Annotated in this window: 24 protein-coding genes, 1 pseudogene and 1 riboswitch; of the genes and pseudogenes, 24 read left to right on the top strand and 1 reads right to left on the bottom strand. The window is 35.4% G+C overall.

The features are described 5' to 3' along the window. The 3 genes and pseudogenes from ACPLVF_RS06225 to ACPLVF_RS06215 all read left to right on the top strand — a co-directional run. Positions 1-397: pseudogene (locus ACPLVF_RS06225) on the top strand (IS200/IS605 family accessory protein TnpB-related protein); the annotation flags it as partial. A 149-nt stretch (positions 398-546) separates the two neighbouring features. Beyond that, positions 547-1341 (top strand): hydroxyethylthiazole kinase, encoded by a 795-nt coding sequence (gene thiM, locus ACPLVF_RS06220; protein ID WP_424906967.1) that lies wholly within the window; start codon positions 547-549, stop codon positions 1339-1341. Positions 1342-1696: 355 nt separating this feature from the next. Further along, positions 1697-2935, top strand: a complete 1239-nt coding sequence (locus ACPLVF_RS06215) for an MFS transporter (RefSeq protein ID WP_424906966.1) — start codon at positions 1697-1699, stop codon at positions 2933-2935. Positions 2936-2948: 13 nt separating this feature from the next. Here the strand turns inward: ACPLVF_RS06215 and ACPLVF_RS06210 are convergent, their stop codons facing one another. Next, the gene (locus tag ACPLVF_RS06210; protein ID WP_424906965.1) at positions 2949-4343 is read right to left on the bottom strand and encodes an MBL fold metallo-hydrolase RNA specificity domain-containing protein; all 1395 of its coding nucleotides are present in this window, start codon (positions 4341-4343) and stop codon (positions 2949-2951) included. A gap of 374 nt (positions 4344-4717) precedes the next feature. Here ACPLVF_RS06210 and ACPLVF_RS06205 point away from each other — a divergent pair, with 374 nt between their 5' ends. From ACPLVF_RS06205 to fliF, 21 genes are all read left to right on the top strand, one after another. After that, entirely contained in the window at positions 4718-4960 is a 243-nt protein-coding gene (locus tag ACPLVF_RS06205) for a hypothetical protein (RefSeq protein WP_424906964.1), read from the top strand. Then, positions 4935-5201 carry a hypothetical protein gene (locus ACPLVF_RS06200; RefSeq protein WP_424906963.1) on the top strand — a complete coding sequence of 89 codons (267 nt, stop codon included), beginning with the start codon at positions 4935-4937 and terminating at the stop codon, positions 5199-5201. The genes ACPLVF_RS06205 and ACPLVF_RS06200 overlap by 26 nt, the downstream gene beginning before the upstream one ends. Positions 5202-5460: 259 nt before the next feature. Beyond that, positions 5461-6117, top strand: coding sequence for a GntR family transcriptional regulator (locus ACPLVF_RS06195; protein WP_424906962.1), 657 nt, complete (start codon positions 5461-5463; stop codon positions 6115-6117). A gap of 116 nt (positions 6118-6233) precedes the next feature. Next, positions 6234-7595 carry an acyclic terpene utilization AtuA family protein gene (locus ACPLVF_RS06190; protein WP_424906961.1) on the top strand — a complete coding sequence of 454 codons (1362 nt, stop codon included), beginning with the start codon at positions 6234-6236 and terminating at the stop codon, positions 7593-7595. Between the two features lie 2 nt (positions 7596-7597). Beyond that, positions 7598-7921 (top strand): DUF4387 domain-containing protein, encoded by a 324-nt coding sequence (locus ACPLVF_RS06185; RefSeq protein WP_424906960.1) that lies wholly within the window; start codon positions 7598-7600, stop codon positions 7919-7921. Positions 7922-8008: 87 nt separating this feature from the next. Continuing rightward, positions 8009-9031 (top strand): tripartite tricarboxylate transporter substrate binding protein, encoded by a 1023-nt coding sequence (locus ACPLVF_RS06180; RefSeq protein WP_424906959.1) that lies wholly within the window; start codon positions 8009-8011, stop codon positions 9029-9031. A 61-nt stretch (positions 9032-9092) separates the two neighbouring features. Next, positions 9093-9539, top strand: coding sequence for a tripartite tricarboxylate transporter TctB family protein (locus ACPLVF_RS06175; RefSeq protein ID WP_424906958.1), 447 nt, complete (start codon positions 9093-9095; stop codon positions 9537-9539). A 16-nt stretch (positions 9540-9555) separates the two neighbouring features. Continuing rightward, a complete protein-coding gene (locus ACPLVF_RS06170) occupies positions 9556-11070 on the top strand; it encodes a tripartite tricarboxylate transporter permease (RefSeq protein ID WP_424906957.1) in 1515 nt (504 codons plus the stop codon). A gap of 310 nt (positions 11071-11380) precedes the next feature. Beyond that, the gene (locus ACPLVF_RS06165; protein ID WP_424906956.1) at positions 11381-12370 is read left to right on the top strand and encodes a 1-aminocyclopropane-1-carboxylate deaminase/D-cysteine desulfhydrase; all 990 of its coding nucleotides are present in this window, start codon (positions 11381-11383) and stop codon (positions 12368-12370) included. Between the two features lie 25 nt (positions 12371-12395). Then, the gene (gene cobO / locus ACPLVF_RS06160) at positions 12396-12920 is read left to right on the top strand and encodes a cob(I)yrinic acid a,c-diamide adenosyltransferase (RefSeq protein WP_424906955.1); all 525 of its coding nucleotides are present in this window, start codon (positions 12396-12398) and stop codon (positions 12918-12920) included. Positions 12921-12936: 16 nt separating this feature from the next. Beyond that, positions 12937-14040 carry a DNA-processing protein DprA gene (gene dprA / locus ACPLVF_RS06155; RefSeq protein WP_424906954.1) on the top strand — a complete coding sequence of 368 codons (1104 nt, stop codon included), beginning with the start codon at positions 12937-12939 and terminating at the stop codon, positions 14038-14040. An 11-nt stretch (positions 14041-14051) separates the two neighbouring features. Continuing rightward, on the top strand, positions 14052-16160 hold the full coding sequence (topA, locus tag ACPLVF_RS06150) for a type I DNA topoisomerase (protein WP_424906953.1): 2109 nt from the start codon (positions 14052-14054) through the stop codon (positions 16158-16160). After that, positions 16153-17463 carry an FADH(2)-oxidizing methylenetetrahydrofolate--tRNA-(uracil(54)-C(5))-methyltransferase TrmFO gene (trmFO, locus tag ACPLVF_RS06145; RefSeq protein ID WP_424906952.1) on the top strand — a complete coding sequence of 437 codons (1311 nt, stop codon included), beginning with the start codon at positions 16153-16155 and terminating at the stop codon, positions 17461-17463. Before topA ends, trmFO begins: the two co-directional genes overlap by 8 nt. A gap of 126 nt (positions 17464-17589) precedes the next feature. Continuing rightward, complete coding sequence (gene xerC / locus ACPLVF_RS06140) at positions 17590-18489, top strand: tyrosine recombinase XerC (protein ID WP_424906951.1); 900 nt, start codon at positions 17590-17592, stop codon at positions 18487-18489. Positions 18490-18497: 8 nt separating this feature from the next. Next, positions 18498-19028, top strand: a complete 531-nt coding sequence (hslV, locus tag ACPLVF_RS06135) for an ATP-dependent protease subunit HslV (RefSeq protein ID WP_424906950.1) — start codon at positions 18498-18500, stop codon at positions 19026-19028. A gap of 12 nt (positions 19029-19040) precedes the next feature. Further along, complete coding sequence (gene hslU, locus ACPLVF_RS06130; RefSeq protein WP_424906949.1) at positions 19041-20441, top strand: ATP-dependent protease ATPase subunit HslU; 1401 nt, start codon at positions 19041-19043, stop codon at positions 20439-20441. Between the two features lie 22 nt (positions 20442-20463). Then, a complete protein-coding gene (codY, locus tag ACPLVF_RS06125) occupies positions 20464-21249 on the top strand; it encodes a GTP-sensing pleiotropic transcriptional regulator CodY (protein WP_424906948.1) in 786 nt (261 codons plus the stop codon). Between the two features lie 115 nt (positions 21250-21364). Further along, positions 21365-21450, top strand: a riboswitch (cyclic di-GMP riboswitch). A 248-nt stretch (positions 21451-21698) separates the two neighbouring features. After that, complete coding sequence (flgB, locus tag ACPLVF_RS06120) at positions 21699-22106, top strand: flagellar basal body rod protein FlgB (protein WP_424906947.1); 408 nt, start codon at positions 21699-21701, stop codon at positions 22104-22106. Positions 22107-22109: 3 nt separating this feature from the next. Next, the gene (gene flgC / locus ACPLVF_RS06115) at positions 22110-22550 is read left to right on the top strand and encodes a flagellar basal body rod protein FlgC (protein ID WP_424906946.1); all 441 of its coding nucleotides are present in this window, start codon (positions 22110-22112) and stop codon (positions 22548-22550) included. Positions 22551-22576: 26 nt separating this feature from the next. Then, on the top strand, positions 22577-22870 hold the full coding sequence (gene fliE, locus ACPLVF_RS06110; RefSeq protein WP_424906945.1) for a flagellar hook-basal body complex protein FliE: 294 nt from the start codon (positions 22577-22579) through the stop codon (positions 22868-22870). Positions 22871-22889: 19 nt separating this feature from the next. Next, positions 22890-24449, top strand: a complete 1560-nt coding sequence (gene fliF / locus ACPLVF_RS06105) for a flagellar basal-body MS-ring/collar protein FliF (protein WP_424906944.1) — start codon at positions 22890-22892, stop codon at positions 24447-24449. Positions 24450-24456: the final 7 nt, after the last annotated feature.

Raw genomic sequence — 24456 nt, 5'->3', positions numbered from 1 at the left:
GGACATAGCAGCTGCATACGTAATAGCAAGAAGGGGGCTTGGACTAAAAGAGCAAATTCCCGAAGGGTATATGGCAATTCTAAAAGATTTAGATGCTGACGAATTGGAAGAATTAAAAGAGCACGTAAAGAGAACGGTTAAGAACAAACAACTAAAGAAAAGGCAACTAAAGGAGATAGACAGAGCGATAAAACTGATAAAAAGCCTTGGGAGTGAGCCAGGGAAGGCACTAATACCTCTGGGTGGAACAAGTATTAGTGCCTATAGCACAAGCTATAATCTCTGGCGAGTTCTCAAGGTAGCGGTGGTAACGCCACTCTCCCCTGAGAGGGTATTAAGGGACGTCTCTGTCCTGAAGGGAGTATTACATTCAGGGCAAGTGGGGAGACCCGGTTAAGGGCGCGAGTTCCTGCTTCTTGGGGCAGGGGCTATGGTTGTCCCAAATACCGCCTGTTGGGGCTGGGACAACTTGAAAGGCGGACTACAAATACCCCAGCCGTCTAAACTTGTGCGGTTTTGCACAGTTTGGATGACCAGGATGATAAAATGATTGAGGGACTTTTAACAAAAGTAAGGAGTCAAAAACCCCTTGTCCACCATATAACTAATATAGTAACAGTCAATGACTGTGCCAACATCACGCTGGCAGTAGGAGCTTTGCCGGTGATGGCTCATGCCTTAGAAGAAGTAGAGGATATGGTCAAAGCGGCGTCTAGTCTTGTCCTTAATATAGGTACTCTGACGCCAGAACAGGTGGAAGCCATGATCAAAGCCGGTAAAAAAGCAAACGAGCTGGGAATACCCGTGGTTCTCGATCCAGTGGGGGCTGGAGCTACGCCTTTAAGGACTGAAAGTACCTGGAGGATATTAAATGAGGTCAAAGTGTCTGTAATAAAAGGCAACAGCGCTGAAATCGGAGTGCTTGCCGGTGCAGGAGGCGAGATTCGTGGAGTCGAAGCTGTAAAAAGTAGCGAAAACCTTTTAACAGCTGCTAAAAACATGGCTAAAGCCCTTAGGTCTATTGTAGTAATAACTGGGGCAACAGATATAGTTACCGATGGGCATAGGGTAGCGTATGTAGATAACGGTCATTATTTAATGGGAACGATAACGGGTACGGGTTGCATGCTGGCTTCAGTAATTGGTGGTTTTTGTGGTGCGGAAAGAGATTACTTTAAAGCTTCCATTGCAGCTCTGGTAGTTTTCGGCCTTGCTGGAGAACTTGCGGCAAAAAGGCCGGAAGTCCGAGGCCCGGCGAGTTTCAAGACGTGCTTCTTTGATGAAATTTACAATATAACAGAAGAAAAAATAAAAGGAGGCTCAAAATATAAAATTGTATAAAGGCGGGAATTTCCCGCTCTTTTTATATATTTAAATCAGTAAAAACCAATGAAGCTGCACCGATGGCGCCCGCTTCACGGCCTAATTTTGCCTTTACAACTTCCAACCGGGAAGGTTTGGAGGATTTTTTACAATACCCTTTTTTGCGTTCAAAGGACCGGGGACTCCAATTCCTAGGCATATTATAAATAAGAGTTATAATTTCGTAAATTTCATAATATAAAAGTTAAATCGTATAAATATTATATCATATAAATATATTTTCAAATCCTGCAAAAAGTGATAAAATAAAAAATTGGAGACGCTTTAAAAAGCGGCTTTATTATTTTAGTTTATTTAGGAGTATGATTAACGAATGAGTAGTATAAACAATCCATTTGCAGCTTTTAAATCAAAAAATTTCAAATATTTTTGGCTTGGCCAGTGTATCTCTCTTATTGGGACTTGGCTTCAAAATACTGCTCTTTCGTGGCTTGCTCTTACATTAACAAAATCAGCTTTTTTAGTTGGACTTTTTAATGCGGTGCAGTTTACACCCCAATTGTTTTTATCCCTTTTTGCAGGTGCGGTTGCCGATCACTTTCCTAAAAAGAAACTGTTAATTTTAACCCAAAGTTTGCTTATGTTTCTTGCATTTTTATTATCATTTTTAACATGGAGAAAAATAATAAGTTATCCTATATTGCTTGCCTTCGGTTTGTTTTTAGGAATAATAAATACTTTTGATATGCCTATAAGACAATCCTTTGTTATCGAATTGGCTGGTCATGAATTGCTTTTTAATGCCGTTGCTCTTAATTCACTAAATTTTAATCTTGCAAGGGTCATAGGGCCTGCTATTGCGGGTATGCTTCTTAAAAATGTTGGAATGAGCATTTGTTTTTTATTAAATGGATTAAGTTTTATTGCAGTTTTAATAGGTCTTTTTATGATTGATGTAGGCTTGAAACCAATGAGTGTAAAAAAGAAGGAAAAAGTATTTGCAGATATATTAGAAGGTTTAAAATATGCAAGAAAAAATAAAATTATTTTGCAAACTATTACGTTACTTCTCATAATGAACGTTTTTGTTATGAATTTTAATGTATTGATACCCTTATATACAAAATATGTTCTACATAGGGATGAAGCTGGGTATGGTTTTTTGCTTTCTTCAATGGGAATTGGTGCGCTTATTGGAGCATTTTTTGTGGCTACAACAAGTAAGAAAAAACCTACTTTAAAGAGACTTTATTTTTCGTTAATATTTTCCTCGATAATATTTGTGATAATAGGAATTAACAAAAACTACCATTTGTCATCAATTTTATTTGTTTTTGCTGGGTTTTCTGCAATACTATTTACAACAACCGCCAATTCAACTTTGCAGCTTTCTTCTTCGGATGAATATAGAGGCAGAGTTATGAGCCTTTATACGATGATTTTTGCTGGTACAACTCCTTTAGGTAGTTTGATATCCGGTTTTTTTGCCCAAATTTTTAGTGTTAATGGTGCCTTTATAGCCTGTGGGATTATTTGTCTGATATTTTACATTGTTTATTTTTTAAGTATTAGCAATTTTAAAAGAAGCTTTTCAAATGAAAAAATAGTATAACATGGCATTAAAGTTATGATAATTCTACTTTATCGAAAAGATCAGGAATCCTTATTTTAACATTCATAATTTTTTCCAACTCTTTTTTGAAGTTTTCACAAGCATTTTCTTCTCCATGGGTTATATATACACCTTTTGAAACACCGTTTTTTATGTTTTTTACCCAATTTATTAACCCGCCCAGATCAGCATGTCCGGAAAGGCCGGGAAGGTTATATATTTTTGCTTTAACAACCATTTCTTCACCGAATATTCTTACTTTTTTCGCATTATCCAGTATTTTTCGTCCCAGAGTTCCTTCTGCTTGATATCCGACAAATACTATTGAAGTGGTATCTTTCCAAATATTATGTTTTAAGTGGTGCTTAATTCTTCCCGCTTCACACATGCCGCTGGCTGAGATAATAACAATGCCTTTTTTATCGTTTAGAGCCATTGATTCTTCGGTGCTTGAAATGGTATACAGGTTGTCGAATCGCAAAATATCTATATCCTTGTTTAATAGTTCTAAAGCTTCATCATCGTAACATTCTTTATGCTTTTCATAAATTTCAAGGGATTCTTTTGCGAGGGGACTATCGAGGTAAATTTCAATATTAGAAAGTTCTTTTCTTTTTTCAATATCTATATAGTAATTAAGCAAATACAATATTTCCTGTGCGCGTCCCACTGAAAAGGCGGGAATAATTACGTTTCCTCCCCTTTTTACAGTATTTACAATAATTTCATATAAATTTTTAATATCTTCACTTTTATCATGAAATCTATCTCCGTAAGTGGATTCTATTATTAGATAATCTGTGTAATCAATATATTCATAATCTCTAATTATAGGAATATTAAAATTGCCTAAATCTCCTGTAAAGGTAAGGATAATTTCTCCATTTTTTTCCTTAATTTTTAAAATAATTATAGCAGAACCTAATAAATGACCAGCATCTTTAAACATTATTTGAATATTTTCATCAATGTTAATCCATTTGTTATAGGGATTTCTCACAATATAGTCAGGAATTTGTAAAGTATCTTCTACTGTGTACAAAGGTTTTAAAGGTATTAGGCCTTTCCTTTGTCTTTTTTTATTTTGCCACTTTGTTTCAAGCTCTTGTATATGAGCACTGTCTTTTAGCATTATTTCTAATAAATCTGCTGTTGCAGAAGTTGTATAAACACTCCCTTTAAATCCTAATTTAAATAAAAGAGGTAATCTACCGGAATGATCTATATGAGCATGGGTAATAGCTACAAAATCTATATCTGTAGGATTAAATGGAAATGGTTCAAAATTTAACTTGCTTTTTTCACCTTGAAACATTCCGCAGTCTATTAAAAATTTTCTTTTTTCTGTTTCAACGTAATAACACGAACCCGTAACTGATTTTGCAGCTCCGCAAAAAGTAATTTTCATTATTTGACCCCCTTTTTTTAATTATAACTATTATAACATATATTTATATTTAACTTTTTTCATTCAGTCTCAATTTTTTATTCAAGAAAATTACTTAAAAAATCAGGATATGGTATATGGATAAGTTTTATTGAAGGATTTGGAAAAATAATGTAAAACAAAAATAAAAAGGTTAATCTTTCTGAAAAAAGTTCTGAAAAGGTAACGTCAAACAAAAATATGAGGATTCCCTAAAAAATGGAAATAGCAGGTAGTAGTTGGCAAATTAAAAAAGCAAAAGTAGCAGATAGACGGAAGTTATAGAAAATAATAATTGAGCTTTAATGGGAAAAAAGGCATACTTCACCCTTCCGGTAAATGGAGGGGTGAAATTTATGAAATTAGAGACAAAACTTTTAACCAGAACGGCTTTTTTGTTAGCGATATCTCTTATTGTGCAATCATTAAAAATGCCCCAGCTTATTACTGGCTCTTTGGTAAATGTTTTGCTGGTGGTTTCGACTGGTACCTTAAGATTATTTTCTGGTACAATTATAGGTTCTTTAACCCACGTTATTGCTCTTATTACTTGGTATATTGAAGTTTCCGCCTATGATTCCTTTTATAATAGTATGTAATTTTCTCTACGTAGGGCTTTATTCTTCTCAAAAAAGCGCCATGATAAGGATATTACTTGCAGCGGTAATGAAATATTTTTGGCTTTCTATTTCGGTAAAATACATTCTAAAAGGTTTTGGTATTAAAATACCTGAGCCTGTTGTTCAAGCATTTATACTACCGCAGCTTTTTACAGCTACCTTAGGTGGAGCAATAGTTTTCTTGCTTGAGGGTTATTTTTCAAACGTAAAAAGTAGGTAAGAGCTTTAGGGAAAAGAATATTTAAGTAGTATAGGAAAGTTGTAAAAAATTTTTAATCTGGATTAATGTGTGAAACTGTCAGATTTCTGAATTTAACAAAATTTAAAAAAATAACTATAAAATATTGACGAAATTTGTAGATAAAATATTTTTTATTTTTTTTATTAAATAAAGAAGGATTTTTTAAAATAAGAGAGAATATTAATTATAGAAATACGGTATCCCGCATCCTATATCTCATGTTTTTGAGGTGGTAATTTTGGAGCAAATTATAGAGTTTTCAAATCTTAAGCCCATTCGCGAACTCATATATGAGTACATTCGCAAAAAGATTTTTACCGGAGAATTAAAAGAGGGAGAAAGGTTAGTAGAAAAAGATTTGGCAGAAAAGTTGAAAGTAAGCAGGACTCCGGTTAGGGAAGCATTGAGAAAATTAGAAACTGAAGGTCTCGTTGTCCATCTTCCGAGAAAAGGTGTAGTAGTGAAAGGATTTAGTAAGGAAGATGTAATAGAAATTTATTCAATAAGGAAAGCATTGGAAGCTCTTGCCATAACATTTACGGTGAAAAATATCACCCAAAGCGAAATTGAAAAATTAAAAAAGTTAAATGAAAAAATGAAAAAAGCTGCAGAAAAAGATGATACAGAAAAACTTTTTGAACTTTTAAGGGAATTTAACAAAGTTTTAATAGAATCCTGCAGGATGCCCAGGTTGATTAATCTTATAAGCACATACAGAGAGTATTTGGAGCGTTTTAGAGCTATAACAATGTCGCAAAAAGAAAGAAAACTTTCCGCTTTAAAAGAACACGATGAAATTATTGATGCTATTATAAACCGTGATGAAAAAAGAGCGCAGGAACTGGTGCAGGACCACTTACAAAGGGCATTAGAAGCTTTCCTAAAAAATTTTTAATGTAATTTTCCATATTTTTTTAACCTATGATTGCATCCCGGATACAATAATGAATATTCAAAATAAAACAAAATAAACGCAAAAAATCAAAAATTATAAAAGGAGATGGTTTTGGAATGAAGGAAGAAATCAGGGTTTTAACACCTGCGGGGATGCTAGGGTACGGCTTCCCTGTAAAGTGGTTCAAAGAGGGGCTTGAAAGAAACCCTCATGTAATTGCAATTGATTCGGGGTCTACGGATAGCGGCCCGCATAAATTAGGTACGGGTGCCATGACGTGTTCTAAAGAAGCGTATATCAAGGATATTTCTTTATTGCTGGAAGCATGTTATGAAAGAAAAATCCCCGTATTTATCAGTTCTGCAGGGGGAGATGGCAGTGATCAACATGTTGATGAATTTTTAGAAATTATAAAAAGTATAGCACAAGAAAAGGGCTATCATTTCAAAATTGCAGCTATTTACAGTGGTGTAGACAAATTATACTTAAAAAATAAATTAAAAGAAGGGAAGATAAGCCCATGCGGGCCTGTACCTGATCTTACGGAGGAAGAAATTGATAAAGCAACCACTATTGTAGCTCAAATGGGTGTAGAACCTTACTTAAAAGTATTAAAAGAGCAAAAAGACATCGATATCATTGTTTCGGGGAGGACATATGACCCAGTTCCTATAGCAGCTCTTGGTATTTTAGAAGGGTTTGATCCCGGACTTTGCTGGCATATGGGTAAAATTATGGAATGTGGTGCTATATGTGCTGAACCTGCAGGTAAAAACATTTTTGGAACATTAAGGAGGGACCATTTCATAGTTGAGCCTTTAAACCCTGCAGAAAGGTGTACGGTTGCTTCTGTTGCGGCTCATACCCTTTACGAGAAAACCCATCCCTTCCTTCTTCCGGGTCCCGGAGGAATAACCGACCTTTCGAACACAAAGTTTGAACAGATAGATGAGAGAAAGGTAAAAGTAACGGGAAGCAAATTTATTCCCGCTGAAAAATATACCTTAAAGCTTGAAGGGGCAAAAAAGGTAGGGTATAGAACGATTTTCATAGCAGGCGTAAGGGACCCGATTGAAATAGAACATATCGATGAAATTATTGAAAGGGTTAAAAAAGATGTAGAAGAGTATTTTAGCGAAATTCCTAAAGACAGCTATAAAATGATATTTCATCTATACGGCAAAAATGGAGTAATGGGTGAATTTGAACCGGTGAAAGATTTTAAACCCTTAGAACTTTGCGTGATATTGGAAGTCACAGCTCCAACTCAGGAACTTGCTACAGCCATTTGTTCAAGGGCAAGGACAGAAATGTTACATTCTCCGTATGAAGGCAGAATAGCAACTGCAGGAAATATTGCATTTCCTTTCACTCCCTTGGAGATTCCGCTCGGTATTGTATGCGAATTTAACGTTTACCACCTCTTAGAGGTAGAAGACCCCTTAGAAGTAATAAGGTTTAAATATTTGGAGGTGTGATCATGAAAAAAGTTTTTCTAAAAGATATAGCAAAAGTGCTTAGGAGCAAAAATTCCGGGCCTTTTGAAATGACTTTAGATATTATTTTTAAAAATAAAGAGGACTATGAAAAAATAAAGAGATTAGGAATTATTAATGAAGATTTAATATCAAAAATTTACAATATCGAGAAAGAAAAAATAATTACTTTCGTATATTTTGATGCTGCGAATGCAATAAAAATTACCATACCAAGGCTAAGGCCCCAGGGCACGGTAGGGGAAACCGATATGCACGCAGCACAGCAGCATGTTCCACTGATGTTTGTGGAAGTGCCGTGGGAATAAAGGAGGTGGGAAAAATTAAAAAATATTTGAAGAATTTTAATTAAAATTTCATTACCTTTTTTAATATTTTAAAAAGGAGGAAAACATATGGAGAGAATACGAAAAAGTTATGCTTATCTTAGTATTTTACTTATTTTAGTTTTATTTATAACAGCGGGATGTTCATCAAATAAATCAGCTCAAAGCAATCAAGTAAATTATCCTACAAAACCCTTTGAATTTGTAGCTCCTGCAGGACCCGGTGGCGGTTGGGATACTACAATAAGGACGGTTGCTAAGGTGCTTCAGGATACAAAAATAATCACCCAGCCCATGCCGGTTGTGAATAAACCTGGTGGCGGTGGCGCAGTAGGACTTGCGTATATGCAGGAGAAAAAAGGAGACCCCTATGAAGTCATTGTATTTTCACCACCTCTACTTTTAATTAATCTTACCGGACAAACCCAGTACTCTTACAAAGATTTGACACCGCTTGCAATGCTCATACACGATTACGGTGCTTTTGCGGTACCAAAAAATTCAAAGTTTAATAATATTAACGAAGTAATGGAAGCCCTCAAAAAGGATCCCAAAAGCGTAAAAATCGGTGGTGTATCATCACCGGGCAGCATGGACCATATTCAGTTTTTAACAGCAGCAAAAGCAGCAGGTGTTGAAAACTTAAAAGACATACAATATGTTTCTTTTCAGGGTGGAGAACACCTTGCAGCCTTAATGGGAGGCCATATTGATCTTTTATCAACGGGAATGGCTGAAGTTATAGGGCCAATGCAGAGTGGAGATATTAAAGTGCTTGCGGTTACAGCACCCGAAAGAATAAAAGAAGGGCCTCTTTCTCAAGTTCCTACGTTAAAAGAACAGGGGATAAATGCGGAATTTATAAACTGGAGAGGCCTTTTTGGACCACCCGAAATGCCTGACTATGCAGTGAAGTACTTATCTGATGCTTTATCAAAGATGGTAAATACTCCAGAGTGGGATGAAATGGTTAAAAAGTACGGCTGGACAAAAGCATATATGGGAAGCGAAGAATTTAAAGCATTCCTTGACAATACTAATGAGAGCTATAAAGAAATCTTAAAGGAAATAGGGATGTACAAGGGACAATAAGTGGTAAAAGCTCCGCGGGTTTATACCTGCGGAGCAGTTATAAAAAGGGGTGAACAAAATTATGAAAAAGGATATGGTTACCGGTATAGGCGCAATAATTTTAGGGCTTTTATACACCTTCAAAGCTTTAAGCCTGCCTAAGGCATCCATTGGTAATCCGATGGCTCCATTATATTTTCCGCTTAGCCTGGGTGTTTTGATGATTTTAATGGGGGTAATAGTAATAGTAGTAGAGAAGAATAAAAAAATTATTTCTGAAAATAAAAAAGAAGAGGAAAAGGAAAAAGGCTATCTAAAGCTTATTATTGGTACCATTATAGCTTCTCTGGTATATACCATAATTTTTGACAAAATTGGATTCATTATTTCTACAATATTATTCTTAGGATTTATCCTTTTTATGGTAAATGGCAGAGAAAATTGGCAGACCAATATAATGGTTACAGTAATTTTTACTATCGGAATATGGTATATATTTGAAAAATTAATTAATATAAGTTTACCGTAAGTGAGGTGCCGTTTTAATGGATATTTTGCATTATCTATTTTATGGGTTTAAGGTTGCTATGACCCCGGTAAATATAATTTGGCTTATCTTTGGCTCTATTTTAGGAACCGTCCTTGGAATGCTCCCCGGTATTGGACCAACAACTGGCATTGCCCTTTTACTCCCTTTAACCTTTACAATGAATCCTACAACGGCTTTAATTACTATGTGTGCTGTTTATTACGGCGCAATGTTTGGTGGGTCGCGAAGTTCAATTCTTTTAAATATCCCGGGTGATGGTGCGGCAGTAGCTTCTTGTTTTGATGGCTATCCCATGGCAAAGAACGGTCAAGCCGAGGCAGCCCTTGCTATTTCCGCGATAGCTTCCTTTATTGGCGGTATGCTTTCAACTATTGCCTTTGTATTTTTAGCTTTACCTATTGCAAGGTTTGCATTAAAATTTGGCCCTCCTGAGTATTTTGCTCTTATGGTATTTGCCCTTGCAGCAACCGCTTCTATTTCTAAGGATGAGCTTTTAAAAGGTATAATATCTTTACTTTTAGGTTTAATGATATCCACAGTAGGTATTGATTTACAGTCCGGTGTTCAAAGATTTACTTTCGGAATTCCCGAACTGCAAATGGGCATAGATTTTATTGTGGTAATTATCGGTATTTACGGAATGAGCGAGGTATTTATTAATTTTGAGACAATCTTAAAACAGGGAGCAAAGCCAATACAGACAAAATTTAAAAGAATATGGATTACAATGGAACAGTGGAAGAGAAGTATTTTACCTATATTAAGAGAGACTCCTGTTGGGTTTTTTATCGGAGTGCTTCCTGGTGCGGGCGGAACTATAGCAGCAATGATGGCTTATAATAATGAAAAGCAGCTTTCAAAAGAGCCAGAAAAGTTTGGCAAGGGTGCAATAGAAGGGCTTGCTGCACCCGAAGCGGCCAATAATGCTTGTTCCGTAGGTGCTCTCATTCCAATGCTTACCCTTGGTGTTCCGGGCTCCGGTACTACAGCAGTAATGCTTGGAGCTTTAATGATTTACGGTTTACAGCCAGGGCCGCTTCTTTTCCAACAGCACCCTGAAATAGGTTGGGGTGTTATTGCAAGTATGTTCTTAGGTAATGTAGTTTGTGCTATTATTAATATCCCCTTGGCGGGACTCCTTGTTAGGGTATTATCTATTCCGCCTAAAATTTTATATCCTATAATAATAGGAATCTGCTTTGTCGGGGTATATGCTATAAACATGAGCGTAGTAGATTTTTACCTATTAATAATTTTTGGGATAATTGGTTATTTCATGAAAAAATACGATATACCGACAGCTCCTTTAATATTAGCATGTATAGTTGGGGCAAATATCGAACAGTATTTCAGGCAATCATTAATGCTTTCAAATGGCAGCTTAAAAATTTTCTTCCGTTCGGGAATTTCAGTAACATTGCTAATCCTTGCGTTAATTTCGATTATTTATCCTTTTATATCAGATTACATTAAGTCAAAAAAGCAAAAACTCAATTATAAGGTAATGTAAATTTAGGCCCGCTTTTATTATAATAAAGCGGGCTTTTAAGTTAGAGCTCGCATTGACTTTGAGAATTACGCTAAAGTTGAGATGATTACAGAAAACTGTAAAAGTTGAATATTTTAAATAAAATAGAGTAAAAACTGTTGAAGTAAATGTTTCAAAATGGTATTATTTTACTTAGGCTTTTTATAGATAAACTTTTTAGGGGAAATGCCTAAAAACCGCCAGCTGGGAATAGGCATTTTTCAAAGGGCGGAATATAAATATCCCAGCTTCAAGCTTTTAAATTACAAAGCTTGAGTATAAAGGTTAAATTATGGAAAGATTTTTAAATCAGCCTTTTTTAAGTTTAGCTTTTCTCCCAACCCCTTTAGAATATGCAAAAGAGCTTTCAAAAATGCTGCGAATCAATTTATACATTAAAAGGGATGACGAGACCGGTCTTTCTCTTGGAGGTAATAAAGTTAGAAAACTTGAGTTTTTATTAGCTGATGCTACAAACAAAGGTGCTGACATTATAATTACGACAGGAAGTCTCCAGTCAAATCATGCAAGGCTTACTGCTGCAGCAGCAAATAAATTGGGATTGAAGGCCATTTTACTTTTAAAAGGGAAAAAACCTGAAAAGATGCAAGGGAATCTATTGCTTGACAAAATTTTAGGAGCTGAGGTTCATTTTATTGAAGCCAAAAGCTATCAGGAAATTAACGAGTTTGCCTTTGAGATGATGGAAAAACTAAAAAAAGAAGGGCATAATCCCTATTACATTCCCGTTGGGGGCTCAACTCCCATAGGAGCTTTGGGTTATGTAAAAGCCTATCAAGAGTTAATGGAACAAGCTTCAAAACAAAATTTAAAAATAGATTATATAGTAAATGCTGTTGGTTCGGGTGGTACCTCTGCAGGGCTCGAAGTAGGAAAAAGGTTATTTGAAAACAATGTAAAAATAGTGGGTATTAGCGTGGATGCGGAAAAATCCGTATTTAAAAAAGATATATCAGAAATTGCAAGTTCATGTCTAGCTAATTTAAACATTGATAAAAAGGTTTTACCGGAAGAAGTAATAGTTTTTGATGAATACATTGGTGAAGAAGGATATGGCAAGAAAAGCATGAAAGGGACAGAAGCCTTACTTATAACTGCTCGTAAGGAAGGCATCGTATTAGATCCGGTTTATACAGCAAAGGCTATGGCAGGGCTTATTGACCTTGCGCAAAAGGGCTACTTTGAAGAAGGTTCAAATGTGGTGTTTTTCCATACGGGTGGAACCCCTGCAATTTTTGACATATACGCTGATGGTATATAAAATTTTTTAATAGGGAGTGGATAAAGTGGCAGAAAAAGGGCTTGTGCTTTTATATACCGGCAACGGGAAGGGGAAAACAACAGCAGCTTTAGGACTTGCCTTAAGGGCTGTTGGGCATGGGCAGAAGGTCTTTATGATACAGTTTATGAAGGGAAGTTCTAAGTACGGAGAAATTCAAGCTTCAAAATACCTTCCCAATTTTACCATAGTGCAAAAGGGTAGGGACACATTTGTAAAAAAAGGAAATCCCGACCCTATAGATATAGAGCTTGCCAAAGAAGGTTTGAATCTTGCTAAAGAAATCTTACAAAAGGGAGAGCACGATTTAGTTATCCTTGATGAAATAAATGTAGCTGTTGATTTTGGTCTTTTAAAGGAAGAGGATGTATTAGGTTTGATACCTCTGAAAAGGCAAAATACTACTTTAGTTTTAACGGGAAGGTATGCATCTGAGAAATTGATTTCCATAGCAGATATGGTAAGTGAGGTAGAAGAAATAAAACACCATTATAAAAAAGGTATACCTGCTCAAGAAGGTATTGAATTTTAATTAATGGAGTAATAAAATGCTTGAAGAGAGAAGACAGTTGTATATTTCATTGAATTTAATCGAAAATATCGGTTATGTTAGGACAAAAAATCTTTTGAATGTGTATAATAACTTAAAAGAATTGAGAAATGCTAAAAAAGAGGAGCTTTTAAAAATTTCGAATATATCGTATAAAATTGCGGAAAAAATATTATATAGTTTAAAAAATATTAATCCTCTAAAAGAGTTAGAAAAGGCTAATAAAATAGGTGCAGAAATTATAACGATAGAAGATGAGGGCTACCCTGATTTACTAAAGGAGATTTATGATCCTCCAACTGTAATTTACGTCAAAGGCAAAAAAGATCTTTTAAAGCAAAAGGGCATTGCAATCGTCGGCACCAGAAAGCCTACTGAATACGGAAAGAAGGTTGCAGAGGAGCTTGCAAGAGAATTAGCAGAAAACAATTTAAGTATTGTAAGCGGCCTTGCAAAAGGAATCGATGCCTTCGCACACAAAGGTGCATTAAAAGCAGATGGCAATACAATTGCTGTTTTAGGCACGGGTATAGATATTATTTATCCTTTTGAAAATAAAAAGTTGTTTGAGGAAATATCAGAGAAAGGTGTTATTATAACAACTTTTCCTATAGGCACTAAACCTTTACCGTACAACTTCCCGGCAAGGAACAGAGTAATTAGCGGCCTTTCCTTAGGTGTTATTGTAGTTGAAGCAGGGGAAAAGAGCGGAGCATTGATTACTGCCGATTTTGCATTGGAGCAGGGGAGGGAGGTTTTTGCAGTGCCCGGTTTGATACATAGTCCAATGAGCAAAGGGCCTCATAAACTTATTAAGCAGGGTGCAAAATTGACAGAAAGTGCAGCAGATATTTTATCCGAATTAAATATAGATTATAATTTTTTTGATAAAAAAAGAACGATTAATAATAATAAAGAAGAATTAAATTTATCTGAAGAAGAAAAACAATTACTAAGCTGTATAGAGTTTACCCCTATTCATAAAGAAGTGCTTATTTTAAGAACCGACTTATCTCCAAGCAAGATTAATGAAATAATATTAAAATTACAATTAAAAGGTATGATTTCTCAAATCGCAGGAGGATATGTTATAAGGAATTGAGGTGATTTTTTGTGCCAAAATCGCTTATTATTGTTGAGTCTCCAGCAAAGGCAAAAACTATAAGCAAATTTTTAGGAAAGAATTTTAAAGTAGCAGCTTCAATGGGGCATGTCAGGGACTTGCCTAAAAGCCAGCTTGGTATTGATATTGATGAGGGCTTTGAACCAAAATATATAACAATTAGAGGAAAAGGTTCTATAATTGATAATTTAAAAAAGGAAGCAGCAAAGGTTGATAAGATTTATCTTGCTACAGACCCTGACAGGGAAGGAGAAGCTATTTCATGGCACTTAGCTCAACTTTTAGGTATACCACAGGATCTGCCTTGTAGAGTAGAATTTCATGAAATAACCAAAAATGCAGTGACCAATTCTATAAAATCTCCTCGTACAATAAATAAAAACTTAGTGGATGCTCAACAGGCAAGGCGCGTATTAGATAGGCTCGTAGGATACATGATAAGTCCTATTCTATGGAAGAAGATAAAAAAGGGTTTAAGCGCTGGCAGAGTGCAGTCAGTAGCTGTAAGACTTATTTGCGATAGGGAAAACGAAATCCGCAATTTCATCCCTGAAGAGTATTGGACGATAGAAGCGGAACTTTTGGAAAAAAATACAAATACTCTGTTCACAGCCAAATTATTTTCGAAAAAAGATGAAAAAATATCTATAAAGAATAAAGAACAAGCAGATGCGATTGTAAAGGATCTTCAGGGCGAGAAATTTGTAATATTGGATGTAAAAAAAGGTGAAAGAAAAAGGAATCCTTCACCTCCTTTTACAACAAGCACAATGCAACAGGAAGCCTCAAGGAAATTAGGTTTTACAGCAAAAAAAACTATGATGATTGCTCAACAACTATATGAGGGCCTTGATATTAAAGGTGAAGGTACTGTAGGTCTTGTCACATATATAAGGACAGATTCAACAAGAATATCCGAGCAAGCACAGGAAGAAGCAAGAAGATATATCAGTGAAAATTATGGTAAAGATTATATAAACGATTCTCCTATACAGCAAAAACAAAAGAAAAATGTTCAGGATGCCCATGAGGCAATAAGGCCTACTTCGGTTTATAGAACACCAGAAAGAATAAAAGATTCGCTGACAGATGACCAATATAAGCTTTATAAACTTATTTGGGAAAGATTTTTAGCAAGTCAGATGTCGCCAGCTTTGTATGATTCGGTTACGGTTGATATAAAAGCGGGAGAATACATTTTTAAGGCAACGGGTTCTCATATGAAATTTAAAGGATTTATGGTTGTATATATTGAAGGCGCCGATGAAGAGCAGGAAAGAGAAGAAAGTATGCTCCCTGATTTAATTGAGGGGCAGGAAGTCGTATTAAAAGGTATAACTCCGGAGCAGCACTTTACGCAACCGCCACCCCGGTATACTGAAGCTATGCTTGTGAAAACCTTAGAAGAAAAAGGGATAGGAAGACCGAGCACTTATGCACCTATAATTGATACCATTACAAAAAGGGGTTATGTAGAAAAAGAAAAGGGTAGATTTAAACCCACGGAATTGGGAGAAATTGTTACAGAACTTTTAAAGGAATATTTCAGCGATATTGTTGATGTAGGTTTTACTGCAGAAATGGAGGAACAGTTAGATAAAATTGAAACAGGGAATGAAGATTGGCGTAAGATAGTGGAAAATTTTTATGTACCCTTTGAAGAAAAGTTGAAAATTGCAGAAAAAGAAATAGGAAAAATAGATTTGAAAGAAGATGAAGAAACGGATGAAGTTTGCGAGCTTTGTGGAAGGAAAATGGTTATCAAAAAGGGGAGGTATGGCAAATTTTTAGCCTGTTCTGGTTTCCCCGAATGCAAAAATACAAAGCCTTTAGTTGGAGATACAGGTGCAAAATGCCCCCTTTGCGGTGGGAAAATAATAATTAGAAAATCTAAAAAAGGAAAAAAATTTTATGGATGTGAAAATTATCCCCAATGTGATTTTGTTTCGTGGTACCCCCCTGCAGATTTACCCTGTCCCAAATGTGGCGGTTTTATGATAGTTAAGACAGCAAAGGGTGCTAAGAAAGTAGTATGTGTGAATAAAGATTGTGGTTATGAAGAAATTATCCCTAATGAAGAAGGTGAAAGGGATGAATGAAGTTAAAATTATAGGAGGCGGACTTGCAGGTTGCGAAGCGGCATGGTATTTAGCAAACCATGGAGTAAAAGTAAAACTTTATGAAATGCGGCCTAAAAAAATGACTCCTGCCCATCATACTGATAAGTTAGCAGAATTAGTGTGCAGTAATTCCTTTAGGTCAAACGAAATGACCAATGCTGCTGGAGTCTTAAAAGAAGAAATGAGGATGCTTTCTTCTATAATAATAAAAAAAGCTGAAGAAAACAGTGTACCAGCTGGTGCTGCCCTTGCTGTGGATAGAGAAAAATTTTCTAATGCGGTAACCTATGAAATCGAGAATCACCCAAATATTGAGGTAATTAGGGAAGAAGTGTCGGAAATCCCGGATTCTCCTGCTGTAATAGCATCTGGCCCCTTAACCTCAGAAGGTTTATCTGAGGCTTTAATGAGACTTTTGGGAAGCGAATACCTCTATTTTTATGATGCTGCAGCTCCGATAATTACAGCAGATTCTATCGATTGGAGCATCGCTTTTTGGGGTTCAAGGTACGGTAAGGGCGATGAGGATTATGTTAATTTGCCTATGACCAAGGAAGAGTACTACGATTTTTATAATGAGCTTATTCATGCTGAAGTAGTTGAATTGAAAGAATTTGAAAAGCCGCAATATTTTGAAGGGTGTATGCCAATTGAAGTCATGGCGAAGAGGGGGCCACAAACCCTTCTTTTTGGGCCATTAAAACCGGTAGGGATTATAAATCCAAGAACGGGGGAGCAGCCTTTTGCAGTTGTCCAATTGCGAAAGGAAAATAAAGAAGGAACTTTATTTAATTTTGTAGGATTTCAGACAAGTTTAAAATGGCCAGAGCAGAAAAGGGTATTTGGAAAAATTCCAGGCTTAAAGGACCCGGAATTTATAAGATACGGTTTTATTCATAGGAATACCTTTATATTAAGCCCCAAATTCTTAAATTCCACTTTAGAATTAAAAATAAAAAAAGGGATTTTCTTCGCTGGGCAGATAACTGGTGTCGAAGGGTATATTGAATCAGCGGCTTCAGGCATAGTAGCGGGAATTAATACTTTACGGCGCATTGAAGGCCTTGAACCTCTTGTTTTCCCGAAAGAGACAATTATTGGAGCTCTATTAAATTATATATCGACTGCTGATACAAAAAATTTTCAACCAATGAAAGCCAATTTTGGAATACTTCCTCCCTTAAACGAAAAAATAAAAAATAAAAAGTTAAAATATGAAAAAATGGCAAAAAGATCCATTGAGGTTTTAGAAAAATTTATAGAAGAGAACCATTTATTTTAAGTTAATAAATGATTTTTCAAAAAAAATTAACAAAGAATTTATGAATAATTTAGAATTTAATATTGCATTAAATAATTTCATGTGGTAGTATATTATAGGTTCTTCTCAAAAAGAGGCGATGTATAATTGGAATATTTAATTGATAGCTTTTTATCTTTTTTGAAGGGGAAAAATAGATCAGAAAATACCCTTAAAGCTTATGCTGAAGACCTTTTGCAGTTTATGGAATATTTAAAAGAAAAAAAAATATCTGATATTGAATCTTTTAAAAATATAGATTATATTTTAATCAGAGGTTTTTTAGCAAATTTAAGAGAAAAGGGTTTCGAAAAGAAGACTATTGCGAGGAAAATTTCAGCAATTAGAGCTTTTTATAAATACCTTGTAACTGAAGAAGTAATAACAAATGACCCTACACTACATATACAAGGAATGAAGCTTCCTAAGAAATTACCTGAGTTTTTATATCCTGTTGAAATTTGTGAACTTTTATCCTCTCCCGATGATTCTTGTTTGGGTTTAAGGGATAAAGCCATATTGGAATTATTGTATGCAACGGGGATAAGGGTTGGAGAAATTACAAATTTAAAACTTAAGGATTTGGATATGGATAATAAAATATTGTATATACTCGGGAAAGGTTCAAAGGAAAGGATAGTTTTTTTTGGCGAAAAAGCTAAGGAGAGTCTTGAAAACTATTTGAAAAGGTCAAGGCCTGTTTTGCTTAAAGGCAAAGAAGAAGATTTTTTATTTTTGAACAAAAATGGTACTAGATTAACCGACAGGAGCGTAAGGCGCATAGTAGAAAAGTATGTAAAAAAGCTTTCATTGAAGAAAAAAGTAACTCCTCACACTTTAAGGCATACTTTTGCAACTCATCTTTTAGAAAATGGTGCAGATTTGCGGACTGTCCAAGAGTTGCTGGGGCATGTCAGCCTTTCAACAACCCAAATTTATACACATGTGACAAAAGAAAGACTGAAGGAAGTTTATGAAAAGGCATTTCCTCATAAAAAAAAGGAGTGATTATTTAAATGATAAGAGCTACCACTATAGTAGCAATGGTAAATGATAAAGGGGCTGCTATAGCTGGAGATGGACAGGTAACCTTTGGTGAGCACACCATAATGAAACATCATGCAAAAAAAATTAGGAAACTTTATAGTGGCAAGGTACTTGCCGGTTTTGCTGGTTCTGTAGCTGATGCAGTTACTTTATTCGAGAAATTTGAAGGAAAACTTGAAGAGTTCCACGGCCAGCTTATAAGGGCAGCAGTAGAACTTGCTAAAGAATGGCGTACAGATAGAATGCTGCGAAGGCTTGAAGCCCTTTTGATTGCCCTTGATAGGGAGCATATTCTTATAATTTCGGGAAATGGAGAAGTGATAGAACCTGATGACGGCATAGCTGCAATTGGATCGGGAGGTCCTTACGCATTAGCTGCAGCAAGGGCTCTTGCTAAGTTTACAGAACTACCACCAAAAAAGATAGTGGAAGAATCACTTAAGATTGCATCGGAAATATGTGTGTATACCAATGATTATATAAGCGTTGAAGAACTATAAGGAGGTGAGTAGATGGAAGAATTAACACCTAAAAAAATAGTTGAAGAATTAAACAAATACATAGTTGGGCAGGAAGAAGCAAAGAAATGTGTTGCAATTGCATTAAGAAACAGGATTAGAAGGCAAAAACTACCTCCTGAAATCCAAGAGGATATAATTCCAAAAAATATTTTAATGATTGGTCCTACAGGAGTAGGGAAAACTGAAATAGCAAGAAGGCTTGCAAAATTGGTGAATGCTCCTTTTGTCAAAGTGGAAGCAACTAAATTTACTGAAGTAGGATATGTAGGAAGAGATGTAGACTCAATGGTCAGGGATCTTGTTGAGACATCGATAAGAATGGTTAAAATGGAAAAAATCGAAAAAGTTAAGGACAAAGCCAAGGAATTAGCTGAATTAAGGATAGCAGAAATTTTGGAACCCGATCCTGCTAGGACTTCAAGTATTAAAAACCCTTTTGAAATGGTTTTCGGGACCTTTCAAAAAAGCTCTTATGAAGACGAAGAGGAGTTTGAAAAGAGGCTAAACGAAGCGAGGAGAAAAAGGAAGGATATATTAGAAAGGATAAAGTCAGGAGAACTTGATAAAGAATTGATAGAAATAGAAATTGAAGACAATAAGACCCCTTTTTTAGAGGTATTTTCCTTCACAGGCGCTGAAGATATGGGAATCAATTTTCAAGATCTTTTTGGGAACATTTTTCCCAAGAAGAAAAAAAAGAAAAAGGTAACTGTGGAAAATGCAAAGAGGATATTGATTCAAGAAGAGGCTCAAAAGCTCATTGACATGGATGAAGTTATAAATGAAGCTATTGTACGGGCTGAAGAAACCGGGATCATTTTCATAGATGAAATTGATAAAATAGCAGGCAGGGAAAAGGGCTACGGCCCAGATGTTTCGAGGGAAGGTGTCCAAAGGGATATTCTCCCCATTGTTGAAGGATGCACAGTTGTTACAAAATACGGCCCAGTAAAAACAGATCACATTCTTTTTATTGCAGCTGGAGCTTTTCATATATCAAAACCTTCGGACCTAATACCTGAGTTGCAGGGACGTTTTCCCATTAGAGTAGAATTAAAAAGCCTTTCAAAAGAAGATTTGAAAAGGATACTTATAGAACCTAAAAATTCTCTAATTAAACAATATAAGGCATTATTGGAAACTGAAGGAATAAAAATAGAATTTTCTGAAGATGCTATAGATGAAATAGTAAAGATGGCAGTTTATGTAAATGAACATATGGAAAACATTGGAGCAAGACGGTTGCACACTATAATGGAAAAGCTTTTAGAAGATATTTCCTTTGATGCTCCTGATATTGAAGAAAAAGAGATTTTGATAGATGCAAAATACGTCAATAAAAAATTAAGCAATATTATAGAGGATAAAGATTTAGGTATGTATATTTTATAAAAATCATAAAGGAGGAATTGCAATGAGTAAAGAATTACTTGAAAAAACGAGAAGGATCAACAAATTACTGCAGAGGTCTGCAGGTTATCCAGTGGACTTTAGTGAAGTTTGCAAAATTTTAACTGAAGTTCTAAATGCAAATGCTTATGTGGCAAGCAGAAAAGGGAAGGTTTTAGGTTATTCAATTCTAGAAAATTACGACTGTGATGTTGTCCAAAACAAGGTAATAGCAGAAAAAATGTTCCCTAAGGATTACAATGATAAGCTTCTTGAAATTCACGAAACTCGCCCTAATATACCGCAGGAGGAATTAGAATGTGTTTTTGATAAAGAGGTAAAATGCCCTCATCCAGAAAAACTTGTAACAATAGTTCCTATTAATGGTGGAGGAGAAAGGCTTGGGACACTGGTTCTTGCAAGATTTGGAGAAAAATTTACAGATGAAGACTTAGTTCTTGCTGAATACAGTGCAACTGTAGTGGGTATGGAAATATTGCGTTCAAAGACTGAGGAAATTGAAGAAGAAGCAAGAAAGAGAGCGGTAGTTCAGCTTGCAATAGGAACCCTTTCCTTTTCTGAACTCGAAGCAGTCCAACATATTTTTGAAGAGCTGGATGGGAATGAGGGGCTATTGGTTGCAAGCAAAATAGCCGATAGAGTAGGAATTACCCGTTCTGTTATAGTAAATGCTCTAAGAAAATTTGAAAGTGCCGGTGTTATAGAATCAAGGTCCCTTGGAATGAAAGGTACTTATATAAAAGTTCTAAACGATAAACTCATTGATGAACTAAAAAAGATGCGTTCATAAAATGCGTGAAGCAATTCACGCATTTTTTTGTACTAAAGTAGATAGCATAAGGAAAATATTGACATAAAAAATAATATATTTATAATTATAAAAGTGAAATATTAAAATCAAATTATGTCGAAAAAGGCAAACCTGTCGAAAGGCAGGGACGCAAAGCTATGGGCCTAAAGCGTAAAATGCTATGGCTGCCAGGCTGCCGACAAAAATTTTATTATATTCTATAATAGAGATTTTTAAGGCGGCCTAATTTTTTATTAGGCTGCTTTTTTTAGAAATATCCTGTTATGTAAAAAAAGTTATAATATGATATAATAAGTACAATATAGCAAGTTTTGACAAAAATTTTGTGCAATACTCAAAAATGAGGAAGGAAATTCTGCAAAAAAAGAGTAATATTTCAATTTAGGAGGATAAATAATCTAAGTTCATTTTAAAAGAGGTGTAAATTTATGGGGATTTTTGACAAAATATCCCTAATGGGAAGGGTCTTGGATGCAAAGTGGCTTCGCAATGAGGTTATAGCAAATAACATTGCTAATGCAGATACACCTAATTACAAAAAATCTAAGGTGGTTTTCGAGGATTATTTAAAAAAATTTTTAGATGATGGGACAACAAAACTTGGTTTAAAAACAACCAATGATAAACATATAAAAAATCTTTTTGAGAAAAATATATTAGGTCCAATAGTTTATCAGGAAAAAGATACTTTATATAGAAACGATGGAAATAATGTGGATATTGAAAAAGAAATGGTTGAACTTACTGGAAACAGCTTGTCGTATAATGTATTGGCAGACCAGGTTTCGAAAGAGTTCTCCCTCTTAAGGACTGTAATTAACGAAGGGAGGAAGTAATAGATGAGTATTTTTAAGTCTATGGAAATTAGTGCCTCGGCTTTGACCGCTCAAAGGCTAAGGCTTGACGTTATTTCCAGCAATATCGCGAATGTGGATACTACGAGGACCGAGACGGGGGAACCATATAGAAGGAAAATGGTGGTTTTTCAAGAGATAAAAGAAATGTCTGATTTTCGGGAATTATTGAGCAATAAAATAAATTATGACGGAGCTGGAGTAAGGGTAGCAGCTATTGTAGAAGACCAAAGGCCTTTAAAGGTTGTTTACGACCCGTCTCACCCTGATGCTGATGAAAATGGGTATGTGAGATTGCCAAATGTAAATATTGTGGAAGAAATGATAGATATGATTTCTGCTACGAGGAGTTATGAAGCCAATGTAACTGCGATAAACTCAGCAAAAAGTATGATAAATAAGGCTTTGGAAATTGGAAAAGCTTAACTTTATAACAAAAGGAGGAGAAATTTTTGGAAGTAAACAGAATTAATAATCTATCCAAAACTACATTAGATACTTTTGACAAAAAGAGTGAAAATAATTCATCGAAATTTGTAGATTTACTTAAAGAAGCTTTTGAAAAAGTAAATGACTTACAAAAGGATTACGATAAAAAGGTGAATGATTTTATTTTGGGTAAAGACATTAATGTCCATGATTTGATGATCTCTGCAGAAAAAGCTAAACTTTCATTAGAGCTTACTGTACAAATAAGAAATAAGGTAATTGAGGCTTATCAAGAAATAATGCGAATGCAGATATAAGAGCAAAGGTGGAAATTAAATGAATATCGAAGAAATTAAAACAAGAATCCTTGAATTTTGGGAAAGTAAAAATAAATCTCAAAAAGTCAGAATAATAGGCGGAACAGCAGTGGTACTACTTTTATTTATTTCCCTTTTGTATTTTGCTACAAGGCCTCAGTATTCTGTGTTATATTCCAATTTGGACATGAAAGACGCAGGAGAAATAGTAAAAAGGCTTGATGCGATGAAGGTGAGGTACAGGCTTACCGATGGGGGAAGAACCATTGAGGTAGAGTCAAAAGATGTATATAAAGTACGGCTTTCACTTGCTCAAGAGGGCCTTCCGAATGGAGGCGAGATAGGTTTTAATGATTTATTTGGCAAAATGAACCTCGGAATGACAGAATGGGAAAAACAGATGAGGTATAATCAAGCCCTTCAGGGGGAATTGACAAGAACTATAAAAGAATTAAATCAGGTAGAGGAAGCAAGGGTCCACCTTGTTATACCACAAAAGACACTTTTTATTGATCCCTCAGGACAAAAGGAAGCATCTGCAGCGGTTTTTTTAAAGTTAAAACCTGGTGAAAAATTAGGAGAAGAAGAGGTAAAGGGTATAATTAATTTAATATCTCATTCGGTTGAAGGATTAAAACCGGAGAATGTTACAATTGTTGATGAATACGGTAGGGTTCTCTCAAATTTAGCTTTATCAGAAAATGATTCCAACCAGATAGTAGATTCTCAACTTGCCGTGCAGTATAAATTTCAAAATGATTTACAATCAAAAGTTCAGTCCCTATTGGAGCAAATATTTGGGCCAGGAAATGTCGCTGTTCGCGTAAATGCGCAATTAAATTTTGATAAAAGAGTAGTTGAGAATAAATTATTTACTTCTCCTAATCCTGAGTCGGGCGAAGGAATCTTAAGAAGTGTCCAAGAAATCAAGGAATATTTTAATGGGAATTCAAATCAAGCTGTTGGAGTGCCGGGAACAACATCGCAAGTGCCCGGATATCAGGGGCAGCAAAATCAGGGAGGCTCATCAAATTATCAAAAGAGTGAGACGGTAAAAAATTATGAAGTAAATGAATCTATTGAAAATATAACTGTAGCACCTGGAGCAGTCAAAAAACTTACGGTTTCTGTTGTTGTAAACAGACAACTTACCGATGAAGAAAAAAATAAAATCGCTTCTTTGGTTGGAAGTGCAATAGGCTATGATAGCAGCAGAGATACCATTACTGTAGAAGGCATGACTTTTGAAAATTCCTTGACGGAATCCCTTGCAAGGCAAATTGAAGAGGATAAAAAACGACAAGCGAGACAGAGGATATATGTTTTGGGGTTTTCTATTATTGCAGCACTTTTGATATTCATTACTGTAAGGCGCATTTTAAATGCAAGAAAAAAGGAGATGGAAGAGAAGCTGGCACAACAACTTCTTTTACAGCAACAGGCAGCAGCTTCTTCAAAGGCGGAAGAAGATTTGCTCGCTCTTGAAGAAAAGAACAAAATGCGAGATATAGAAATGCTTGTGAAGAGTAGGCCTGAGGATGTTGCAAAAATAATTAGGTCGTGGTTGAATGAAGAGTGAGGTGTTT

The organism is Thermovenabulum sp., assembly GCF_049701175.1.
In the GTDB taxonomy this organism is placed as follows: Bacteria; Bacillota; Thermosediminibacteria; order Thermosediminibacterales; family Thermosediminibacteraceae; genus Thermovenabulum.
The sequence above is the reverse complement of the archived record's forward strand: the minus strand, read 5'-3'. Positions and strand labels throughout refer to the sequence as shown.